The organism is Spirosoma sp. KNUC1025 (assembly GCF_045160025.1).
Lineage (GTDB): Bacteria > Bacteroidota > Bacteroidia > Cytophagales > Spirosomataceae > Spirosoma.
Genome location: NZ_CP087139.1, coordinates 431,734 through 454,997, shown reverse-complemented (window position 1 = coordinate 454,997; position 23,264 = coordinate 431,734). Strand labels below are relative to the sequence as shown.

General features: G+C 47.3%; 20 protein-coding genes and 1 pseudogene. 2 read left to right on the top strand and 19 right to left on the bottom strand.

What is annotated here, in order from left to right; translation table 11 throughout:
• Positions 1 to 29: 29 nt before the first annotated feature.
• The 19 genes and pseudogenes from murC to LN737_RS01940 all read right to left on the bottom strand — a co-directional run bounded on the left by murC (position 30) and on the right by LN737_RS01940 (position 19,443).
• Positions 30 to 1,415, bottom strand: coding sequence for a UDP-N-acetylmuramate--L-alanine ligase (gene murC, locus LN737_RS02030; RefSeq protein WP_405515781.1), 1,386 nt, complete (start codon positions 1,413 to 1,415; stop codon positions 30 to 32).
• A 90-nt stretch (positions 1,416 to 1,505) separates the two neighbouring features.
• On the bottom strand, positions 1,506 to 2,597 hold the full coding sequence (gene murG, locus LN737_RS02025) for an undecaprenyldiphospho-muramoylpentapeptide beta-N-acetylglucosaminyltransferase (RefSeq protein ID WP_405515779.1): 1,092 nt from the start codon (positions 2,595 to 2,597) through the stop codon (positions 1,506 to 1,508).
• 76 nt (positions 2,598 to 2,673) lie between these two features.
• A pseudogene (locus LN737_RS02020) lies at positions 2,674 to 3,794 on the bottom strand (FtsW/RodA/SpoVE family cell cycle protein).
• Positions 3,795 to 3,854: 60 nt separating this feature from the next.
• Positions 3,855 to 5,210, bottom strand: coding sequence for a UDP-N-acetylmuramoyl-L-alanine--D-glutamate ligase (murD, locus tag LN737_RS02015; protein WP_405515777.1), 1,356 nt, complete (start codon positions 5,208 to 5,210; stop codon positions 3,855 to 3,857).
• 89 nt (positions 5,211 to 5,299) lie between these two features.
• Entirely contained in the window at positions 5,300 to 5,632 is a 333-nt protein-coding gene (gene mscL / locus LN737_RS02010) for a large-conductance mechanosensitive channel protein MscL (protein WP_405515775.1), read from the bottom strand.
• Positions 5,633 to 5,694: 62 nt separating this feature from the next.
• Entirely contained in the window at positions 5,695 to 6,588 is an 894-nt protein-coding gene (locus LN737_RS02005; protein ID WP_405515774.1) for a DUF3078 domain-containing protein, read from the bottom strand.
• Positions 6,589 to 6,747: 159 nt separating this feature from the next.
• On the bottom strand, positions 6,748 to 7,575 hold the full coding sequence (locus tag LN737_RS02000) for a mechanosensitive ion channel family protein (RefSeq protein ID WP_405515772.1): 828 nt from the start codon (positions 7,573 to 7,575) through the stop codon (positions 6,748 to 6,750).
• The gene (locus tag LN737_RS01995) at positions 7,559 to 7,774 is read right to left on the bottom strand and encodes a hypothetical protein (RefSeq protein WP_405515770.1); all 216 of its coding nucleotides are present in this window, start codon (positions 7,772 to 7,774) and stop codon (positions 7,559 to 7,561) included. The genes LN737_RS02000 and LN737_RS01995 overlap by 17 nt, the downstream gene beginning before the upstream one ends.
• 10 nt (positions 7,775 to 7,784) lie before the next feature.
• Positions 7,785 to 8,390, bottom strand: a complete 606-nt coding sequence (locus tag LN737_RS01990) for an RNA polymerase sigma factor (RefSeq protein WP_405515768.1) — start codon at positions 8,388 to 8,390, stop codon at positions 7,785 to 7,787.
• A 259-nt stretch (positions 8,391 to 8,649) separates the two neighbouring features.
• The gene (tsf, locus tag LN737_RS01985) at positions 8,650 to 9,483 is read right to left on the bottom strand and encodes a translation elongation factor Ts (RefSeq protein WP_405515766.1); all 834 of its coding nucleotides are present in this window, start codon (positions 9,481 to 9,483) and stop codon (positions 8,650 to 8,652) included.
• Between the two features lie 192 nt (positions 9,484 to 9,675).
• The gene (gene rpsB / locus LN737_RS01980; RefSeq protein WP_405515764.1) at positions 9,676 to 10,509 is read right to left on the bottom strand and encodes a 30S ribosomal protein S2; all 834 of its coding nucleotides are present in this window, start codon (positions 10,507 to 10,509) and stop codon (positions 9,676 to 9,678) included.
• 150 nt (positions 10,510 to 10,659) lie between these two features.
• Positions 10,660 to 11,046 (bottom strand): 30S ribosomal protein S9, encoded by a 387-nt coding sequence (gene rpsI, locus LN737_RS01975; RefSeq protein ID WP_405515762.1) that lies wholly within the window; start codon positions 11,044 to 11,046, stop codon positions 10,660 to 10,662.
• A gap of 6 nt (positions 11,047 to 11,052) precedes the next feature.
• Positions 11,053 to 11,496 carry a 50S ribosomal protein L13 gene (gene rplM / locus LN737_RS01970; protein ID WP_405515760.1) on the bottom strand — a complete coding sequence of 148 codons (444 nt, stop codon included), beginning with the start codon at positions 11,494 to 11,496 and terminating at the stop codon, positions 11,053 to 11,055.
• A gap of 125 nt (positions 11,497 to 11,621) precedes the next feature.
• A complete protein-coding gene (gene mraY, locus LN737_RS01965; protein ID WP_405515758.1) occupies positions 11,622 to 12,830 on the bottom strand; it encodes a phospho-N-acetylmuramoyl-pentapeptide-transferase in 1,209 nt (402 codons plus the stop codon).
• A gap of 105 nt (positions 12,831 to 12,935) precedes the next feature.
• Positions 12,936 to 14,399, bottom strand: a complete 1,464-nt coding sequence (locus tag LN737_RS01960) for a UDP-N-acetylmuramoyl-L-alanyl-D-glutamate--2,6-diaminopimelate ligase (protein WP_405515756.1) — start codon at positions 14,397 to 14,399, stop codon at positions 12,936 to 12,938.
• Positions 14,400 to 14,484: 85 nt separating this feature from the next.
• Positions 14,485 to 16,599 (bottom strand): penicillin-binding protein, encoded by a 2,115-nt coding sequence (locus LN737_RS01955; RefSeq protein WP_405515754.1) that lies wholly within the window; start codon positions 16,597 to 16,599, stop codon positions 14,485 to 14,487.
• Positions 16,589 to 16,996: an FtsL-like putative cell division protein gene (locus tag LN737_RS01950; protein ID WP_405515753.1), complete on the bottom strand. Its 408-nt coding sequence runs from the start codon at positions 16,994 to 16,996 to the stop codon at positions 16,589 to 16,591. Before LN737_RS01950 ends, LN737_RS01955 begins: the two co-directional genes overlap by 11 nt.
• Before the next feature lie 124 nt (positions 16,997 to 17,120).
• A complete protein-coding gene (locus tag LN737_RS01945) occupies positions 17,121 to 18,614 on the bottom strand; it encodes a M20/M25/M40 family metallo-hydrolase (protein WP_405515751.1) in 1,494 nt (497 codons plus the stop codon).
• A 118-nt stretch (positions 18,615 to 18,732) separates the two neighbouring features.
• Entirely contained in the window at positions 18,733 to 19,443 is a 711-nt protein-coding gene (locus LN737_RS01940; RefSeq protein ID WP_405515749.1) for a DUF3431 domain-containing protein, read from the bottom strand.
• A gap of 114 nt (positions 19,444 to 19,557) precedes the next feature.
• Between LN737_RS01940 and LN737_RS01935 the strand changes: the two genes are divergently transcribed.
• Together LN737_RS01935 and LN737_RS01930 are read left to right on the top strand one after the other, a co-directional pair.
• Positions 19,558 to 21,690, top strand: a complete 2,133-nt coding sequence (locus LN737_RS01935; RefSeq protein ID WP_405515747.1) for a S9 family peptidase — start codon at positions 19,558 to 19,560, stop codon at positions 21,688 to 21,690.
• Positions 21,691 to 21,719: 29 nt separating this feature from the next.
• The gene (locus LN737_RS01930) at positions 21,720 to 23,264 is read left to right on the top strand and encodes an FG-GAP-like repeat-containing protein (RefSeq protein ID WP_405515745.1); all 1,545 of its coding nucleotides are present in this window, start codon (positions 21,720 to 21,722) and stop codon (positions 23,262 to 23,264) included.

The window sequence follows — 23,264 nt, the reverse complement described above, 5'->3', positions numbered from 1 at the left end:
TAGCTAAATTGTTATCGAAATATTTTTATTTACTGGTACATCATTGTGTTTTTTAAGGTTGGTAATAGCTGGTCTATATCCCCTGCCCCAATGGTTACAAGCAGCGATGGCTTCATTTGTTGCACAACGCCCGGTAATTCAGCTTTGGTGCATAATTGCTTCGTTTTCGATTGTACGTCTCGAAAAATTAAGTCTGACGTCACTCCTTCCATGGGTAATTCACGCGCCGGATAGATATCCAGCAGAATTACGTTATCAGCCAACGACAGACTTTCCGCAAATCCTTCGGCAAAATCGCGGGTGCGACTAAACAAGTGGGGTTGAAAAACAGCCGTCAGCTCACGGTCGGGGTAAAGTGCTTTTACGGACGATAAAAAGGCTCGTACCTCCGCCGGATGATGGGCGTAGTCGTCAATAAGTACAGCCGCATCTGTTTTAAGTACGTATTCAAACCGACGACGAACGCCCCGGTACGTATTAAGTGCTGATCGAATTGCGTCAGGCGATACGCCTGTTTCCAAGGCGACAGCCCCGGCCGCTACGGCGTTTTCGACATTGTGAAAACCGGGCACCATTAACTGAATATTCGAAATTACGCCTTGCGGATAAACCAGATCAAAGACAAACGATGCCTGCTCGATGCGCAGGTTCTGGCTGAAATAATCGCCTGATTGTAGCGAGTACTGCCGGACGGCGGCTTTCGTTTTATCTGCCAGCGTTAACCCTTTTTTCATAAAAAGTACGCCATCCGGTTCAATCTGGCTGACGAACGTACCAAATGATTCCAGTACGGCATCATGAGCGCCATAGATATCCAGATGGTCGGCATCCGTTGACGTAACAATGGCATATTTCGGAAATAAAGTCAGAAAGGATCGATCAAATTCATCTGCTTCTACTACGCAAACTACCGAGCGCAGGTCGTCGGCGGGTTGGTTAAGCAGAAAATTAGTGCCATAGTTATTGGTAATACCTCCCAGAAAAGCCGCGCAATTGACATCTGCATCGCGCAGAATATGCGCCACCATCGACGACGTAGTGGTTTTGCCATGTGTACCTGCTACGGCAATGGTGGTCATCTGGCCTGCCAGCAAGCCAAGGACCTGCGAGCGCTTCTGCAGCGTGAAGCCGTGTTCGGTAAAATAGATGTACTCGGGATGGGTTTTTGGAACGGCTGGCGTGTAAATCACCAGAGTTTCGGCCGGATTCTCTCGAAAAGACGCGGGTATTTGCTCTACGTCCTCTGTGAAGTGAATTGTCATGCCTTCCGTTTGTAGGGCATCCGTTAAAGCCGTTGATGTTTTATCGTATCCGGCAATGGGATAGCCATTTACCTGAAACCAACGAGCCAGTGCGCTCATACCGATACCACCGATTCCGAGAAAATAAATGTATTTGAACTGATCTAATGTCATCTCCTGAGGGAGAAAAGGGAGGAAGGAAGAGAGAAACAAAGAAGCTACTAATCAATGCCTTTATTCCTGCCTACTTTTCCTCGGTTCTCCTTATTTTATAAGTTTTATTACTTCCTGAGCAATGTCGCGAGCGGCATTGGGTTTGGCCAGCGTTTTTATTTCGATACTAAGCTGTTTCTGCTGAGCGGGGTTGTTGAGTAAGTTTAGTGCAGCCGTAATCAATTCTTGGCGTGCACTATGGTCTTTAACTAAAAGGGCAGCGTTACGTTCAACCAGACTCATTGCATTTTTGGTCTGATGATCTTCGGCAGCTGCTGGAAAAGGGACCAGAATCGCCGGGCGCCCTACCAGACACAATTCAGAAACTGACAACGCGCCCGCCCGTGACACCACTACGTTGGCTACGGCATACGCTTTATCCATGTCATAGATGAAATCGTACGCTTTGATCAACGGTGAGCCAACGGAAGCGACAGCCTGACGGGCCCGTTCGATGAAGGCTGGTCCCGTTTGCCAGATTATCTGAATGCCTTCATCCACAAAACGCGTTAAGCCTGCTTCTATACTCTCATTAATGGTACGTGCGCCCTGGCTTCCCCCAATGATGAGCAACGTTGACCTGTTTTCCTCTAAATCGAATAGTTTTCGGCCAGCCTCGACCTGTTGGTCGGCCAGTTGAATATCACTGCGAACGGGATTACCAGTCAGTTTGATTTTTTCGGCCGGAAAGAAAGCATCCATACCTGGATAGGCCACACAAATCCGCTTTGCCCAGCGCGCCAGAATTTTATTTGTTATGCCAGCGTACGAATTCTGTTCCTGAATCAGCGTGGGAATGCCCTTTAGCGAGGCTGCCAGTAATAAAGGGCCACTGGCATAACCACCTACGCCCACAGCCGCATCGGGTTTGAAGTCGCGGACAATTTGGCGGGCGCGCAGCAGACTACGTCCTAACTTAAGCGGAAAGCCCAAATTCACCAGTGACAGTTCCCGTTTTATTCCTACTACGGGTAATCCCACGATGGTATAGCCTGCTCGGGGTACTTTCTCCATTTCCATTTTGCCCTCGGCTCCCACAAAAAGAATTTCAGTGGCTGGGTCTACGGATTTCAGCTCATTGGCAATGGCAATGGCCGGATAGATATGGCCACCTGTTCCGCCCCCGCTAATGATAATTTTCATTCTGATTATGATTTTCGGTACTCAGCAGAACGATTTCTAGCTACTAATTATAAACCGAATCCTGTTGATTGACTATCTAAATTTTACTCTCGTCTGCCTCTTCCTTACTGACACTAAGCACAATGCCAATGGCTAAACCCGTGAATATGAGCGACGTTCCTCCCATACTCAGTAAAGGAAGGGGTTGCCCCGTTACCGGCGCCAAACCTATCGCCACACAAATACTTGCGAAGGCCTGAAAGACAATGCTAAACGTTAATCCTGCCGACAAAAGCCCCCCAAAGGGCCGGGTAGCTTTCTGGAGTGTTTTCATCCCTCGCCACAAAAACCAGATGTAAGCCAGCACAACCGGGATACCCCTAGAATAAGGCCATATTCTTCGACAATAATGGCATAGATAAAGTCAGAGAAGGGATTGGGTAACGTATTACGCTGGTGACTGTTTCCTGGCCCCTGTCCTGTTAACCCACCATTAGCCAATGCGATATAGGATTGTTCAACCTGGTAAACAATCGTGTCGGAATCCATAAAGCTTTTAATCCGGTTGGTGGCTGTACCAAACCGCTGCCCGGCTAAGAGCGCAATACCCCCAAACAGTACGCAAACACTGATCATATAGCCCAGGTAACGTACTGGAACACGTCCGATATACATCAGTAAAAAGCAGGTTGCGCCCAGCAGCAAAGCTGTCGAGGTATTGGTGAGTATAATGAGCGAGCAGATGACACCAATCCACAGAATAAGATTGAACAGTACGCTCGGATCACTCATAAAACGCTGACGTTTAGCCAGCATAGCCGCCAGATTTGAAATCAACGCCAATTTTGCCAAATCGGATGGCTGAAACGTTTGATTGATAATCGGAATAGTAACCCATCGCGAGGCTTCGTTCAGGTTTGTACCTTTAAAAAAGGCCCATAATAGCAAAGGAACCGATAGCCAAAGTCCGTATTTCGATAAACGAGCGTAATAAACGTAATTGATCTTGTGAGCAAAATAGGTGCAGGCCAGGCCAATAAACAGCAGAGAGCCGTGTTTCAGGAGAAATACTTCGGTATTGCCGTCAAGCTCGCGGAATGCTTTGGTACCTGTCGCGCTGTACACGACCAATACGCTCATTATTGATAAATAAAGGACGATCCACCAAATCTGGCGGTCACCTTTCAGATGCGTACGTATCCACTCGCGGAGAGCCATGTTGTTGAATGATGAATTAGTGAATGATAAATGATGAATGTTTTTACCGGCAAATGTTCATCATTTATCACTTATCATTAAATTTTTGACGGCTGCTTTAAACTGATTCCCTCTGTCTTCGTAGTTTTTAAATAAATCGAAACTTGCGCAGGCAGGGGATAGCAAGACAATATCGCCGGGTTGCCCCATTTCCAGTCCTTTCGCTACAGCGTCACTAACCCGTTGTGTCTCATAAATTGTAGAAATCGTATTGCCGAAATAATCTACTAATTTGTGGTTATCGACACCCAGGCAAATAAGGGCTTTCACTTTCTGGCGGACCACTTCATCCAACTGGCTATAATCATTACCTTTATCCTGGCCCCCGGCGATCCAGATGGTTGGTGCATCCATGCTTGACAAGGCGTAATAAACAGAGTCAACATTTGTCGCCTTGGAGTCATTGATAAATTGAATCCCACTAACCGTACCGGCGGGCTCAAGTCGATGAGCGGCATTCTGAAACGTTTTCAAACCGGCAAGAATGGCGTCGTTCGATGCACCTACCGATTGGGCCGCTAATATGGCTGCCAGCATATTAATGGCATTGTGTGGGCCACGTAAAGGCGTTTCAGCCTGCGAAACGGAAATTGAATGCTCCTTGGTTTTTGTGATCAACGTACCATTCGTCAGGCATCCACCTTCTTCGACAGGCGTCTGCAAAGAAATTGGCAGTCGGTTAACAGCAGGATTACGCTTCGCTAATTCGTCCAGAATGGGCTGACTCTCGTTGAAATAAATGAAATCATCGTCGGGTCGGGCATTCTGGAGGATTCTGAATTTAGAATCGACGTAATTCTGGAAACTGTACCCGTAACGATCGAGATGATCTGGTGTAATATTGAGCAGCACCATAACATCGAGATGCGTATCATACATATCATCCAGTTGAAAGCTGCTGAGCTCCAGCACAAAGTAATCGAACGTATCGGCAATAACCTGTTCGGCAAAACTATCACCGACATTGCCAGCCAGCCCAACATTAAATCCGGCTGTTTTCAGCAGGTGATACGTCAGCAGCGTAGTAGTAGTTTTTCCGTTACTACCGGTTATGCCGATAAGCCGAGCCTTAGTATAACGGGCCGCGAATTCAATTTCCGAAATAACGGGAGTACCCTGCTCCCGAAGTTTTTGAACGAGCGGTACGGTTGACGGAATTCCGGGGCTTTTGATTACTTCTGAGGCATCCAGAATCCGATCTTCGGAGTGCTGGCCTTCTTCAAAGGAAATACCGGCGGTTTGGAGTGCTGTCCGGTAACTTTCTTTTAGCGCACCTCTATCCGACAGGAAGACATCAAAGCCTTTAGCCTGTGCCAGTAGTGCCGCACCAACACCACTTTCGCCCCCGCCAAGAACGACTACTTTCTGAACTGACATAACAAATGTATACTATCGGCAAAATAACGCATAAATGAAGAAGCCCCGACTATTAGTCAGGGCTTTTCGATCATTTTTCTAAAGGAACGCTATTCTTTAGAGGCCAGCGAGCTTGATAAACGGGCACGGTTAGCCAGTTTTACGATTAAGAAAACGACCCAGGCAATGATCAAAAATTGAATCAGCGTGTTGAAAAAATTGCCATACCGAATAGCAACCTCAGGGGTTGTGCCGACGGCTTCTTTAAGCACAAGCTTCAACTGGCTGAAATCAATACCACCCAGGATTAACCCCAGCACCGGATTGATTATATCTTCTACTAAAGACGTAGTGATTTTACCGAAAGCTGCGCCAATGATCACACCGACAGCCAAATCAAGGACATTACCCTGAGCAATAAATGTACGAAACTCGTTTAGCATAAGATTCTCTGGTTTATAGTAGATAATTGGACTCAGCTTTAATAATACGTACTCAGTTCAAATCAAAACCGGCCATTAGGGTCTTTCGGTTTATCGGGTTCTTTTGGCCCACGGAAACTACTAAGATTATAAACCAATCCAATAGCCAGCGTTTGCTGAATTTGCAGGTTGTCACTAAAATCTTTATTGTACAGAGCAATGAGCCCAAACGTTGTGTTTAAATACCGATTTATTTTCGCTGTCAAGAGCAAATCGAGCCGGTGATTGATGTTGTCAAGATGGGCGTACTCGGTGAAAAGCTGATAGCGCGCATTCAATGAAATATTTTCGGTCAGATTCCGGTTGATTACGGTTTGCAATTGAAACGCTAACCACTCCGTACGGCTCTTCTGGCCCGGCGGTACACCATAAACCGTTACGTTAGGGTTAGGAACGTAAAGGCCAGTCACTGGATCAGCACTCACCCGAACTCCCTGATCAGACAGAAAGGTAAAGCGGGGAGCGATGGGGCTCATACGTAATGAGAACCAGTCATTGGGCTTAAAGGCAATACCAGCCGACAGGGTCAGCTGTGCAGGGGCAAAGAAATTTGATACGCGCAGACGGGTTTGATCTGTCGGAAGTTTGTCGTAGCGATAGCCTGGAGCAAAGAATGTGTTGAACGTTCCGGAAACAAATAAGTCCCATTTCGGGGCAATTTTGTGGCCAAGTACCGAAATGAGTATGATTTGATCAGCCGACTTACGGGTAACGCCTAGTTGTGTTACGTAGCCTAATTGCAGGTCAGCCGTATTATCCCAGGAAGTTTTGCCCTTTTCATAAAGTGCCCGCGCGGCTATGGCTGCACCGAGTGCCATAGAGTTAACACCTCCTCCCGACCAATTGCTGAACGAAGTCTGATTAAAATTGACACCACCGCTAAACGATTTCTGCCAGTAAGACGTATCAGGTTTCACGGATACCGTATCCTTAAAGTTAGTAGTGACTCGGGTGGAATCCTGTGCTATCAACCTACCCAAACCAAGTCCAATGAAAAGTATTGATAGGATATATTTTTTCATAAGTTGTCTGAAATACTAGTTGGATGATGTGGCAATGTATTGTAAAGCAGTTAATTATTGAAAAATTTCTACCTTTTTCGTTTGCAGCGACTGCAGGGGAATAACGGTTGTTGTATCGCCGGTACGTAGCGTCAGCGACATGGTATCAATTTTTACGATTTCTCCTTTAATCTCATCAATCTGGACAACCTGCCCTTCTTTATATTTATTTTTTGTATAAAACGAGGACAGAATATTAGCCATAATGTCGCGCGAGGCCACTCCATAACCGATGGCAAAGGCAAAGATGACTCCACCAATGATGAGGTTAAAGCTCGATTCGAGCAACTCCGTATTTATGCCTGCCTGTCCTAAAGCGCTTATAACCGTGATAATCAGGAAAAAAATAAAGACAATCATACTTAATAGCCGACCGGAGGCAATATTGAATGACTGACACAAACTAAATACAGCACTACGTAAGGCATCAGCCACCAGAACGCCCACCTGTAGCATAATGGCTGCCGCAATTAGCTTAGGAATGAAATTAATCAGCGACGCAACCATCTCACTTATGGCTGCTACGCCTAGTTTTTCGGTGGCGGCTTTGATGAATACCAGCAGTATAAAGTAATAAAGAACTTTAGCGACGATTTCGCTTAATTTAATTTCAGTCTTTAATTGTTTAATGATGCTGATTTCATTCAGGCGATTGCCAATTTTGTCGAAACCTACTTTGTCGAGTATCCGTCGAACAATGAGCGCAACCAGCCTTGCAAAGCCAATTCCAATCAGTAAGATGACTATTGCACCAAGCAAACGCGGCACGAATTCAACAAACTGATCAATAAGGTTTTGAAACGTATTGCGTAATACGTCAGCTAATTCAGGAAGTTGTTTCATTGCGGGAGTTTTGATCGTCGGTGGTTACATGATTGGGATTAACGAGAACTGAAGCCAGACCGAACAGGTCGCCTATGTATAGTTCTATAACTGTTGCGGCATTCCGAATAAGATCGATTTCTGATATCAGCTCGTTTTTCAGATTTGGCGGGCAAATCTCATCCGATTCGAGGTCTTTGAATGGGTTTAAATTCTCCATAGTAGCAAAGTCATCGGAAGGGCCAACGAATCGATAGGGCAACTTTGATAGCTAGCAATAGCCAGAAAACAGCGCTTTCCAGATAGCTCTTGCGAAGCTTATCGCGCGAACGCTTGAGCCGCATTTTTACGGCGCTTTCTGTTAATCCATTGATAGTAGCAATGTCACGAATGCTGATATCATCCTGATATTTCATCAGTAAGATCGTTTGCTCTTCCGGCGCAAGCTGTTGCAAAGCACGCTCCAGTTGTCGCGATTCCATTTCAGCCAATTCAGCTAATCCGTCGTCCGATTCTATATCCAGGCGCTCCCAATTATCATCTACATGCACTTCCCGGCGCATGTTGTGGGAACGTAGCTGGTCGGTGCAGTAATTGTACGTAATGGAATAGAGCCAGGTAGAAAACTTCGCCTGCTCGCGAAAACTGCTTAGCTTAACAACTAGTTTTAGAAAAATATCGTGAGTCAGGTCTTCAGCACGAACCGGATCTTTTGTGAAAGACAAACATTTACGATATACTTTGTCGCAATAACGTTCGTATATCTTCTCAAAATAAGTATTGCGTTGAGTCTCGACATACAACCGAACCAACTCCTCGTCCGAAAAATGCTGCATTTTGTATGGTAGTGGCTAGTTAGACGAGAAAGTCATATAAAAGTAACATGCCCGTATTATTTGATTCAATCGGTCAAATTAAATAATATTTATATGTAAAATTAATAAATTAAAAAGAATTACTGAGCCTATGTAGTTTGCAGTTTTATAAATTGATTGCCCATTTTTTAAGCCCGAAGGTTCACGAACGAATTTTATAGAAACAAAAAATGCCCGGCTAAACAACCGGGCATTTTCAACGAAAAAGAAAGCTAAACGATTAACCAATGGCTACACGTTTGAATGCTGAGACAGCCAGTCCTTTGCTGGTTTTCTCTAATAACTGTGAAATAGTCAGCGAGTTATCTTTAACAAACTCCTGATTCAGCAGGGTGTTTTCTTTATAAAACTTGTTCAGTTTACCCATTGCAATTTTTTCGAGCATTGCTTCAGGCTTTCCTTCCTGACGAGCTTGTTCTTTACCAATCTCGATTTCCCGTTGTACAATGGTAGCATCAACGCCATCTTTGTCAAGCGCAACCGGCTTCATGGCAGCAATCTGCATGGCGATATCTTTACCGACTTCCGTTACGTCTGTTCCGTTTGTATTAGTTAAGCCAACCAGAACGCCCAGCTTTCCGTTTGAGTGGATATACGAAACGACTTTATCAGCAGATACAGTTTCGAAAGCAGATACGTCAATTTTTTCACCGATTTTACCCATCAAGTCTGTAATGTGATCCTGTAATGGACGACCATCAGCTTGGGGAGTAGCCAGCAGGGTGGCTTTGTCACTAGCGTCGGTAGCAACCGCTGTGCTAATGATAGCCATTGCCAGATTCTGGAAATCAGCAACTTTCGATACGGGTTCTGTTTCGCAAGCCAGCGCGATCACTTTGCCTGATTTACCATCAGGGCTAACGTGAGCAAGCACAATTCCTTCAGCAGTAGCGTTATCGGCCCGTTTGTCGGCTATTTTTTGACCCTGTTTACGCAGAATTTCTTTTGCTTTTTCGAAATCGCCGTCAGCTTCGGTCAGGGCTTTTTTGCAGTCCATCATACCGGCTCCGGTCTCTTGCCGAAGTTTATTTACGTCAGCAGCAGTAATTGCCATAATAAAAGGTAGTTATTGATTTAAATCGCCAAAAATCATTTGGCAACTCTAGGTTCTATACTGAAATGGAATAGCCCATAGCAGTTGCTACGGGCTATTTTGTTAGTTATAAAGTTTTACAGTTGCGAGTTATCAAATTGTCGCCTGTAGCGAACTATACAATTTTATAACTGACTAACTCTATAACCCTTTTTATGCTTCCTGTTCGTCTTCAGCAACAGCGGCTGTAGTTGCTTCTGCTTCAGGTTGCGCTTCTTCTTTAGAACGAGCCTGCGTCTGGTCTTCACTACGCTTGGCTTCTTCCTCCTCCTGAATCCGCTGATCGTCTTTATCCTGTTTACGCTCCATCAGACCTTCTTCAATAGCCTTACCGATGGCGAGTGTAATCAGCGAAATAGACTTGTAAGCATCATCATTTGCAGGAATAGCGAAGTCTACCGCATCCGGGTTCGAGTTTGTATCGCAGATAGCAAATACAGGGATACCCAAACGGTGTGCTTCGGCTACAGCAATGTGTTCGCGCTTTACGTCGACGATAAACAAAGCGGCTGGTAAACGCGTCAGGTCGGCAATACCGCCCAATACGCGCTCCAGTTTCTCTTTATCGCGAGTACGAGTCAAACGCTCACGCTTTGCAATGCCTTTAACGGTCTCCTCGTCTTTCAGCATTTTATCCAGCGATTGCATTTTCTTCAGCGACTTACGTATCGTAGCGAAGTTCGTAAGCATCCCGCCCTGCCAGCGTTCAGTTACGTAAGGCATTTTCAGGCGACGTGCTTCTTCCGAAACAATTTCCTGTGCCTGCTTCTTCGTAGCTACGAACAACACTTTGCGACCTGAGCGAACAATACCTCTGATGGCATTAGACGCTTCGTCAAGTGCAGCAACTGTTTTGTTAAGGTCAATAATATGGATGCCGTTTTTCTCCATGAAGATATACGGAGCCATCCGGGGGTCCCACTTCCGCGTAAGGTGTCCGAAATGCACACCAGCGTCTAAGAGGTCTTTATATTCGATTTGTGCCATTTTCTGAAATGAACAATATAAAATGATGATTAAAAAATGTACGCAGCACCACGCATCGGCATCATCTAAGCGCAGTCTGGACGAAAAAGCAAGGTGCTGGGTGCGTGGGGCTGGAAAAATCCATGCGCCATGCGCCAGACGCCGTGCATATTAACGTTTCGAGAACTGGAACCGACGACGAGCTTTCCGACGGCCATATTTCTTCCGTTCAACCATGCGTGAATCCCGTGTCAGGAATCCTTCTTTCTTAAGAGCCGGACGAAAATCTGCGTTCAATTCAACCAGCGCACGAGCGATCGCCATACGGGTTGCTTCGGCCTGACCAGCTACGCCACCACCACGAACGTTCACTTTTACGTCGTAGCCACCAACACCGTTAATGCTGGCGAAGGGTTGGTTCAGAATGATTTGCAGTACTTCGGTAGGAAAGTATTGTTTGTAATCCTTTCCGTTTACCGAGATGGCCCCGCTACCAGCCGACAAATAGATGCGGGAGATGGCAGTTTTACGGCGACCAATGGTATTGATACGATCCATTATGACTTAGAATTTAACGGCTTTAGGTTGTTGAGCCTCATGTGGGTGCTGATCACCAGCATAAACGTACAGGTTGGTGTACAACCGCCGACCAAGCCGATTTTTCGGCAACATACCTTTCACGGCATGTTCGATGATGCGTTCGGGGTGCTTTTCAAGCAGCAACCGGGGCGATGCGAAGCGCTGACCGCCGGGATAACCCGTGTGGCGAACGTAAACTTTGTCGGTCATCTTAGCACCTGTCAGGCGCACCTTTTCGGCATTGATGACGATCACGTTATCTCCGCAGTCAACATGCGGGGTGAAGTTGGTTTTGTGTTTGCCGCGAATCAGGTGTGCGATTTGGCTGGCCAGCCGACCGAGCACTTCACCCTGAGCGTCAACCACAACCCATTCCTTCTGCGCCGTTTCTTTGTTGGCAGAGATGGTTTTGTAACTGAGCGTATTCACTTTATGGAGACTAATTGGTTGATTTCTAGTTGATTATCCACATAAATAAGTGGCCCGTTCTGAAACGGGAGTGCAAATATAGGCGATATAAGGCTGAAAAACAAGGATATACTAGGAATTCATTCTTACCGCAGCTTCAGCGTAGCTAATGCCAAAACCGCCAGAATGATACCGACAATCCACAAACGAGTCACAATTTTAGCTTCGTGATACCCTTTCTTCTGAAAATGGTGGTGTAAGGGGGCCATCAGAAAAACTCGTCGGCCTTCACCGTACTTGCTTTTGGTGTATTTAAAATAGGTGACCTGAATAATCACAGACAGATTCTCGGCCAGAAAAATCCCGCAGACGAGTGGAATCATCAGTTCTTTTCGTATGGCCAGAAACAAAACAGCAATGACTCCACCAAGCATCAGACTGCCAGTGTCGCCCATGAAAACCTGAGCAGGGTAGGAGTTGTACCACAAAAACCCGACGCAGGCACCCATAAAGGCGGCACAGAAAATTACCAGCTCCCCGGAATTAGGAATATACATAATTGTCAGGTACTGAGAGGCAATTTTGTTGCTCGACAGCCAGGCAAGTATCGCCAACGTCAGTCCAATTATGACCGATGACCCTGCGGCCAGCCCGTCGATGCCATCTGTGATGTTTGCACCATTGGAAATGAACGTAACGACAAAGATGCAGACCAGTACATAGACGATCCAGGTGTAGCTATCCGGCAGAAAACCAAACAGTAAAGAGCTATAGTCGAAATCAATGTTCTTGACAAAGGGAACCGTTGTCAGCGTAGATTTAATGTCTGTATAGACGTCTGGTACATCGGACGTGTTGAGCCGACGGGGGGCATATTTACGGATTTTAACGTAGTCATTAAAATACAGGGTCAATCCGACGATTAACCCCAGCCCAACCTGACCAACTACTTTAAACTTGCCTTGTAGTCCCTCTTTATTCTTGCGAAAAACTTTTATGTAATCATCCAGAAAGCCGATCAGACCCGTCCAGACGGTTGAGACGAGGGCCAGTACGACGTATACGTTTGACAGTTTGGCAAAGAGTAAAGCCGGAATCAGCAGTGACGCCAGAATAATAAATCCGCCCATGGTAGGCGTCCCCCGTTTCTGCATCTGGCCTTCCAGACCCAGATCGCGGATGGATTCACCAATCTGAAGATTACGAAGGATATCGATGATTTTCCGACCGAACACGGCTGCGATCAGTAACGACGTAACAACGGCACCAAGCGCCCGAAACGAAATATATTGGAAAACCCCAGCGCCGGGGAAATTGTAGCGTTCGTCAAGAAACTGGAATAGGTAATAGAGCATAGAGGAGAATGATTGAATGATTGAATGATTGACTGATTGAATAGCCGTCTCGCTTTATTCAATCAGTCAATCATTCAATCATTCAAAATTATACATGTGCCAAAGTTACTGATTTCCGCGTTCTGCGAAAGCTTCACGCAGCATGACCCGATCGTCGAAGTTGTATTTGACGCCTTTGATTTCCTGATACGTTTCGTGTCCTTTTCCGGCTACCAGAATAATATCGTGGGGCTGGGCCAGTGATACGGCCTTCCGGATCGCTTCGTGTCGATCTTCGATGGTTTGGGTTTTTTTAAAATCGACGGGTGGTACACCCGCCTGCATCTGTTCAAGAATGGCCATCGGATCTTCGTTACGCGGATTATCGGACGTTAGAATCACGCGGTTGCTGAACTGACAGGCAATCTCGGCCATAAGTGGTCGTTTGGCTGCGTCGCGATTTCCTCCACAACCGACAACCGTGATAATCTGCTCGTTATCCTGACGTAGTCCATTGATTGTTTCCAGTACGTTCTGCAACGCATCAGGGGTATGCGCGTAATCGACAATGCCGACAATCTTATCGTCTGAAACTACCTGCTCAAAACGTCCGGGAGGTGGAGTAATACCCGATAATAACGTAAGAACATCGTCGGGTTTTTCGCCCAGCAAACTGGCCGCTCCATAAACACACAGAATATTGTACGCATTAAAACGGCCAATCAGCTTAAACCATACCTCATGTTGATCGACCTGCATATGCAGCCCAAACAAACTGTCGGCAATGATTTTACCTTTAAACGTAGCCAGCGTTTTTAGAGAATAGGTTTCCTTACGGGCGGCTGTATTCTGGAGCATCACCAGTCCGCGCTTATCGTCTACATTGGTCAGCGCAAAAGCTGAAGCGGGTAACTGGTCAAAAAAGCCTTTTTTTGCCCGTATATAGTTATCGAATGTACCGTGGAAATCAAGGTGATCGTGGGTAATGTTCGTGAAAATGCCACCCGCAAACGTTAAGCCTGTAATCCGTTCCTGCACTACAGCATGTGAACTTACTTCCATAAATACGTGTGTGCACCCATGATTGAGCATTCGGGTGAGCAATTCACTTGTGGTTATGGCGTCGGGAGTAGTGTGCGTGGTCGGAATAACCTCATCATCAATCTGGTTCTGAACGGTTGATAACAGTCCGCATCGATATCCTAGCGACCGAAAGAGACGAAACAGGAGGGTAGCTACCGAGGTCTTGCCATTAGTGCCCGTAACGCCAACCAGCTTGAGTTTTTTCGAAGGATGACCAAAAAAAATGGCTGCTGCCAAGCCCATAGTTCGGGCGGAATCCTGTACCTGAACGTAAGAAATAGCCTGATTAATTTCAGCCGGAAACTCTTCACATAAGATGGCAGCTGCACCCTGACGAACAGCTGTTTCAATAAACTTGTGCCCATCTGTAACGGTACCCCGCACGGCTACGAACAAACTTCCAGGACCCGCCTTACGCGAGTCCATGGTTAGATTCGTAATCTCGGTGCTCATGCTACCCGAGGTAGCTAACAGAGGAATTTTATAAAAAAGGTCTTTGAGTTGCATACGTAACGACGAACTGACTGTTCGTTTGTCGCCTGCAAAAAAACGGATTGAGGATGGGACTACCTAATTTTTTACGTAACGACGCTTACCCGAGGGTGAGTGTGATTACTTTCTGAGCTGTTTTAATTGTAGCAGCGCCCGGCTCCACAGACTGCTCTTTGACTTTCCCACGGCCTTCGACCAATACACGGAACCCGCGATTTTCGAGCAGAAACAAAGCATCCCGTAAACTCAACCCTCGTACGTCGGGTACCTGATCGGATCGGGTCGGCCGGGATTTCCAGTGGCCATCTTCCGTGGTTTCAACCCATCCTTCTGTAGACGGTTCATTACGTAGATTAAGCGTAGAACCAATCGTGTGCAGGTCCTCGGCATAACCTGCCAGCAATCCTGTCGATGACTGAGGCTGCGACGTATTCACCCGGATAGGGGCATGCATCCGAATGTCGTAAGCGACAATCCGATCCGCTACGGCTTTGAATACCGGCGCCGAAACGGCTCCTGCATACAAACTCCCTTTGTTTTCGCCCTGGTGAGGGTTATCTACAACCGTAATCATGCTGTACTTGGGTTTATCAGCCGGGAAATAGCCAATAAACGAGGTGTAATACCGACCGGGCTGATACTGTCCATTGATAATTTTCTGCGCCGTCCCCGTTTTTCCGGCAATACCGTAATGCGGATTATTGATGTGTTTGGCTGTTCCATGTTCAACCACCCCACGCAGAAGTTCCTGCGCTTTGCGAATCGTTTCCTGAGAACAGATCGGCTTCGGATCTACATACGGTTTGTTGTCTTCAATAATTTCATCGGCAAGTTTGATCTGCTTGACAATCAATGGCCGTACCCAGTGGCCTCCGTTAGCAACAGTGTTATAAAACGTGAGCATTTGCAGCGGAGTGATTTGCATCTCATACCCATACGACATGGACGGAAGCGAATATTTGCTCCAGCCTTTCATATCAGGATTACGCACCACAGGAGTCGCTTCACCTTTCATGTGAATACCCGTTGGTTTGGTTAAGCGAAACTGACGAAGGTATTGGCAATACAGATCAGGCCGACTATAGAAATAGCTACGCATCAGCAAGTGAGTGCCGATATTGGACGATTTTTCAAAAACCTGTCTGGCCGTGATGGTTCCCGAACCGCCCCCGTTGGAATCAGCTATACGCAGGCCATTATAACGTACCGCCTGGTGGCCCGTTTCGACCGTCTGATTCAATGAAATCGCTTTTTCCTCCATCAGGGCCATCATAGTGGCTAATTTGAATGTAGAGCCGGGGTCCGTGCGGCCTGCCAGAGCATGATTGAAATTTTCGACGTACCGATCTCCTCGGCGGGTTAGGTTAGCCATCGCCCGGATTTCGCCGGTAGCCACTTCCATTACAATTACGCACCCTTTATCCGCCTGATATTTTTCAAGAGCGTCGTGCAGAGCGGATTCGGCCATGTCCTGAAAGTTGACATCAATTGTTGTATACAGGTCCATCCCCGGCTCGGGTCTCATATCGGGGCCGTCGTTCACGGGCTTGCGTATGCCTCCTGCCAGTACTTCAACCAACCCGACGGCATTTTTACCCGCCAGAATAGGCTGAAAACTTGCCTCCAGACCGATCAGCCCACGCCCTGTTTTAGCATCCAGATTGCCGATGGTACGTTCCGCCATTCGGGCGTATGGGTGGTAACGTTCGTAGTATGGGCGTAATACACCTCCCCGAGCGGCTACTTTCGTCGATGACCGAAAGAAAGGCCATTTCAACATTTCCTGTCGTTCCTCGAAGGATACCCGACGGCGGTTCAGCAGAACGTAACGGCGCTTTCTGGAGCGGGCATCACGAACCAGGTCTGTATAATCACGGGCGGAGCGATCCTTATAAACACGCGACAGCAGCAGCCCCAGCGAATCTACTTTTTTGTTGAAGTAATCGGGCTTGGCCATAGTTGGGTCTAAACCAACAACATACGTTGGAAGCGAAGTGGCAAGCAGACTTCCATCGTTCGCATAGATGTTGCCACGCATGGCCCGGATCGTGTCACGCTGGATAAGAGTAGCCGCCACGCGCTCACTCCAGAACTTACCTTTGAAGGTCTGGAAATATTGCACATACACAAGCCTCGCGATAACGCCAAACGCGAGAACAATGACAACGTAGAAGACGTGATTGGCCCGCTGAATAATGTCCTGCTTAATGTTCATCGGTTTTCACAACAATTTTATGAGGAGGAGTCTGGCTGTCGGTAAGGCCGAGAGCGGCTACTCGCTTACTAATTTCAGATTGTTTGCCGCTCCGGTTAAAATCGGCCTGTAGAACGGTAAACTGCGACCGTAGCTCATCAACCTGAGTGGTCATGCGTTGAATCCGCCGGACCAGCCGTTCGGCATTGTGATTCAAGCCAATGTATAAAATCAACAGAAACGTAACCCACAGAATCCGGTCGATATGGCGGATAGGCCAGCTATTGTCTTCACCAAACAGGCGGTCTAACCCAATGAAGTTGTTCAGCCACGATGCCAGTTTAAGCTTACGACGCTGCTTTTTTTGCTGGGCCTGCTGAGCGATACGTTCGGGCTCCCGGAAAGTGTTTTTAGCCATGATGGGTTAGGAAGCAATGCATTTACAAAGAAACACAAACATTATGTCCTGTGCCTACAACGTCAAAACCTTTATTAGAAAGATTTTTTACCGGTAAAAAATAGTCGCCAAAGCTATAATGGATTTACTCTTTCCAGCGCCATTCGTTGGCAATTTGCAGGGGCGTCCGAAGTCCCTGAGTTACCAGAAAATCGCGCGTTTGGCTATCAGTCTGCCGGCGCGTGGGAATGTCGTCGGCATCAGCTAGGGCGTATAGAAGCATGGTTGCATAACGTACCGTATTCTTCAACTGATCGGCATTCACAAGGTTTATGTGGTCGCAGTTGGCATGATAGCAATCGAGCACCTCTCGGCTAAGATGTCCATTCATGCCCACAACGGGTACACCTTCAAGCATAAACGGCTGATGATCGGAGTGGAGACCCGCCTGATTCTGCATCTGATTGGCAAAGGCGGGTTCAACCTGTTTCATCGTTTCGCCAACGGTATTCAAAAACGGAACAATATCCGACCGTCCAAAGGCATTGATGCCCGTTGGGTCATTCGTCATGTCGAGGTTCATCATATACCGTACTTTGTCCAGCTGACCCGACTGCTTTAGCTCGTCAACCATGGCCCGTGACCCGAGCAGCCCCTGTTCTTCACCCATAAACAGAACAAATTCAACCGTACGTTTCGGTTTGATTTTCAACGCTTTAAACGTACGGGCAATGTCCATGACCGCAAAGGAGCCGATGCCATTGTCGATGGCGCCAGTTGCCAGGTCCCAGGAATCGAGATGACCGCCGACAATGATTTTTTCCTCCGGAAATTTTGTGCCGCTGAGGGTGGCCACTACGTTACGAGCGCGAATTTTGCGGCTCACATTCGTCATGTCAATGACGGCATGCAGCGGACTACGTTCTTCCTGCATCCAGGACCGAATGGCCTGTCCACTTTCGAGCGAAATGCAAACAGACGGAATTGGAATCAATTTGCCGGTTACGGAAGCTGTTCCGGTCAACAATACGTTGCCGGGCACCAGATTGACCATAATAACCCCCGAAGCTCCATACTGAATAGCCAGTGCTGTTTTTTCGGATCGATGCAGGTTGCGGGCACCTTTGGCTGGAGCCGCCAGACCAATGTTTACCAGGGCTACTTTACCCTTTAGCTTGTCTTTGAGCGCGGCAAAATCACCTTCCAGACCATTGCCCACATCGACAATCTCGCCCTGTATGTGCGCTTCTATTGGTGAGTGGGCTAAGGCCACAACCGATACGTCCCGAAAATTATCGCTCCGGTACGGTACCACCGACAACGTAACGGTGTCGCGGGTCCAGGCTTCGACTTCAAACGGTTCATACCTGATGTCTTTAAAGCCATAAGATGATAGCAGGTCAAACGCATAGGCTTCAGCGCGAGTGCCGTTCGAACTGCCAGTAAGCCGGTGGCCCACTTGTTGAGTCGCATCGGCAAGCGTTTCGTAAGCCCGGCTATGAATTTTTACCTCGTCGTTAATACGGGCAAATACCTTCTGAAGCGAAAGTTTATCAGGATAAAAAGCAGTGAGAGAGCCAACCGTGCCGATGCAGAACAGCACGATCCGGAAGCGAGGCACGTAGAACGTTCGGGCCATGGGAGGGGGTAAAAATTCTTCCTTAAATATATATATAAGGTGGCTGAATAGCAATGTCAACTGATTAGACGCATTGTCGTAGTAAAGCGTTCAATCTAAATTAAAAAAAAGGAACAGTTTACTGTACGGTTGGCGTATCGCCGGATAATTGATTCTTCATTGGTTTCAATCGGACCGTGAGTCGTTCGTTAAGCCATTCTGGATCAATGCCTACGACATCGAAGACCCGGTCCCAGCTACGTTCGAAACAATGGGCAGCATCCGGAAAAGTCATTGATACGGCTAAAGCCTGTTTGTAAAACTCAACGGACCTACGGTGCAAAACAGTGCGGTGAACGGCAAATTGGGCGCCCAGCACGAATGTGTACTGTTCAGGACCATCATTGCCAAACAGGGTGCGATGAAATTCGCGCAGATCGAGTCCGCGGCCATCTTCATTTTTGCTCCACGGTCGAAAAAGTCTGTGTCCCTGATCATCGTCAGTATCGATCAAATGTCCCAGCCAGCGGAAACCTGTTTCTGGCTTCAGCTCGTCGATGGCTGGCGAATGTGCGACAAAATCACGTATCGTTTTTTTGAAATCGTATGCATGATCGAAAGGTTTGCCCTGGCAGAAAATGGTGCAGTCTGCCAAGGAATCGTACCGGTTAACGATATGGTGCAAATAAGTGTGTGCTTCCCGTCCGACATTCGGTAGCGGAATGACATCCCAATCCGTTTCGTCCTCCGCACTTTTGTTGTAAACGCTTAGTTGCAGGCCATTAGGCAGGTTACGCAGCCAGTTCAGATTTTCAGTATGATGGGCAACGACTAATTCGAGCGCAGGCATAGCTATTGACAGAATACCCTCAACACGGAGTTGCCGGATTATTCAGGCGCAAAGATGGTGGAAAACCGTATTTTTACGGTAAACTTCTCAACCGATCCTCTGCTACGGACCGCTATGAAACGAATTTGTCTTACGGTACTTACTACGTTTATTTTATACAGCATGACTCAGGCCCAAACCTCCACGTTGACTCCTCCTAAAGCTCCCGTTAAACCCAAAGAACTCGTTACGAACAACCATAAACGGATTGACAATTACTATTACCTCAACGACCGCGAAAATCCAGAAGTTATCAACTATCTGAAGGCGGAAAACGCCTATCTCGATCAGGTCCTTGCGCCTGTTAAAGATTTGCAGGATAAGCTGTTTGATGAGATGAAAGGACGGATCAAGCAGCAGGATGAGTCAGTGCCGTATAAAGAAGGGAATTATTTTTACTACAGTCGGTACGTAACGGGGGGCGAGTATCCCATTTATTGCCGGAAGAAAGGGTCTTTAGAGAGTGCCGAAGAGGTTATGTTCGATGGCAACGTAATGGCTAAAGGACATAATTATTATCAGCTCGGTGGTTATGAAGTGTCGGACAATGATGAGCTAGCCATTTTTGCGGAAGATACGGTTAGCCGTCGGCTCTTTACGCTACGTGTCAAAAATCTGAAAACCGGGAAGATTTATCCTGAAGCTATCAAGGATACGGAAGCGGGCAGTTTTGCCTGGGCAACTGACAACAAGACGCTGTTCTACATCAAAAAAGACCCGCAAACGCTGCTCGGCTATCAGGTCTATCGGCATATTTTAGGAACTGACCCTAAAACGGACGTACTGGTGTACGAGGAGAAAGACAACCAGTTTTACATGGGCCTGGGTCGTTCAAAATCAAAAAAATATGTAACAATTGGTTCCGATCACAACGGCGTTTCGACCGAATATCGACTGCTGGAAGCTGATAAGCCGATGGGTGAATTCAAGGTGTTTCTGCCCCGTGAAAAAGGCCATGAATACGATATCGTACATTACAAAGACAAGTTTTACGTTCGTACAAACTGGAAAGCCGAAAATTTTCGGTTGATGGAAGTGCAGGAGGGTAAAACGGCGGATCGTTCGGCCTGGAAAGAAGTGATTGCCCATCGGCCGGATGTGTACCTGGCCAACATGGATGTATTTGTCAACCATCTGGTTCTGGGTGAGCGTAAGGCTGGTTTGACGAACATTCGGATTATTAGTCAGAAACAATCCGGCACAAAAGCGGATGAATACCTCGATTTTGGCGAACCTGCCTACGTAGCAGGCATTGGCTACAATCCTGATTTCAACACAAACGTACTGCGGTACAGCTATTCGTCGCTGACTACGCCAGGATCGACTTTCGACTATAACATGGATACGAAAGAGAAAGTCCTGAAGAAGCAGCAGGGGGTTCTGGGCGGCTTCGACAAAGACAATTACGTATCGGAGCGGGTTTATGCAACCGCTCGTGACGGGGTTCAGGTACCGGTTTCGCTGGTGTATCGGAAAGGCGTGAAAAAAGACGGATCGTCGCCGTTACTGCAATATTCCTACGGGTCTTATGGCTATTCAACCGATCCCGGCTTTAGTTCCACACGCCTGAGCCTGCTGGATCGGGGTTTTATTTTTGCCATTGCGCATATTCGCGGTGGGCAGGAAATGGGTCGCCGGTGGTATGAAGACGGCAAAATGCTGAAAAAGAAAAATACGTTTAACGACTTCGTGGACGTATCGGAATACCTGATCAAAAACAAATACACCAGTCCGGATAAACTGTTTGCCATGGGTGGTAGTGCGGGCGGGTTGCTGATGGGCGCTGTTATCAATCAGGCACCGCAACTTTACCGGGGCGTAGTGGCTGCGGTACCATTTGTTGACGTAGTGACGACCATGCTCGACGAAAGTATTCCACTGACAACGGGGGAGTTTGAGGAATGGGGCAATCCTGAAAATGAAGAATACTACAACTACATGCTGTCGTATTCACCCTACGATAATGTTCAGAAAAAAGCGTACCCGAATTTGCTCGTGACAACCGGTTTGCATGATTCGCAGGTGCAATATTGGGAGCCCGCCAAGTGGGTAGCCAAGCTAAGGGCCATGAAAACGGACAACAACCAGTTGCTGCTTCATACCAACATGGAGGCCGGTCACGGTGGGGCATCGGGTCGTTTTCAGGCGTTAAAGGAAATCGCGCTGGAATATGCCTTTATGCTGAACTTGGTGGGAGTGAGACAGTAATATGTAGTTGGCCGGGTTATTCTGCTAGGATGTTTAGTAAACAATTGCCTTTCTCTTTGTACTACGTTTGTTTTCTGATTCTGGTCGCTACTGGCTTGCTTGTCGGTAGCTGTCAGTCAGGCAGTAGCGATGCTACTGCTGATCCGCTCATTGCCGCCGGGCAACAATTGGCGAAGCAACATTGCAGCAGTTGCCATTCGCTGGTCAACCCAGATGCTTTGGATAAAGAAACGTGGGTGAAGCATGTCTTGCCAGCTATGGCACCAAATCTGGGTATCGAAGCGTATCCGGGTGGTCAGTATTATGCCGGACGTACTGCCGCTGTTTCCTTCAACGACTGGCAAAAAATTATTGCCTTTTATGAAACACTGGCCCCGGCCAAACTAAAACCAGCTACTGCGCCCGCACCGGTTGTAAATGACTGGGCCGTGTTTTCGCTCCAAATGCCCCAATCCGATACGGCCCAAACGGCGATTACTACGTTGGTCGCAATGGACACCATTGGTCATCGACTGTATTCAAGTGATGCAATCCGCAGCGACCTGCGTAGCTGGGATCAGAATCTGCGGCCTTCTTTCGTTCGCCAGTTGCCTTCTCCGGCAGTAAACGCCACCTTTTTTCGGGATGCAAAGAACCGGGAACAAGGGCTGTTTACCTGTCTGGGAACTATGCGGGCGGCCGACATAACCCAGGGAGAATTGATTGAAATAGGGTTGGCGGATAAATCAGCGAAGGATTCATCCGTCATTTATAAAGATTTACCACGGCCCCTACAATCCGTTGCTGCCGATTTGAATAAAGACGGGTTAATGGATTGGGTGGTATGCGGGTTCGGTCACCTACGCGGAGGTTTATACTGGCTGAAACAAACGCCGGGTCATACGTTTGTTAAACGTCCCATACGGGAAGTAGCGGGTCCTGTTCAAGCAACTGTTCAGGATTTTAACGCCGATGGATGGCCGGACCTGATGGTGTTATTTGCGCACGCTGATGAAGGAATCTGGCTGTTTCTTAATGACAAAAAAGGAGGTTTTACCGAGCGAAATCTGTTACGTTTTCCGCCCGTTTACGGCTCTACCAGCTTTCAATTAGTTGACTTCAACAAGGACGGGCGACTGGATATTCTGTATACCTGTGGCGACAACAGCGATTTCTCGAAAGTCCTGAAACCGTACCATGGCGTTTATATCTACCTGAATCAGGGAAATTTTCGATACAAGCAGACGTACTTCTATCCGATAAATGGATGCACGAAAGCGGTGGCGGCTGACTTCGATCTGGATGGCGATTTAGACATGGCGACGATTGCCTTTTTTGCGGATTTTGAACATAATTCTGCGGAAGGATGCCTGTATTTCGAACAGGATAAAGGGTTACAGTTTAAACCACATGCGTTGCCCGTCAGTACGTATGGGCGCTGGATTTGTATGGACGTGAACGACTTCGACCAGGATGGCGATGCGGATATTGTTCTGGGTAATTTTTCGAAAACGTTTATCATTCAGGAGGGCTTAAAACCGTTTTGGAATACGCATCTGCCGCTTGTCCTGCTGAAGAACAAAACGCGACAATAA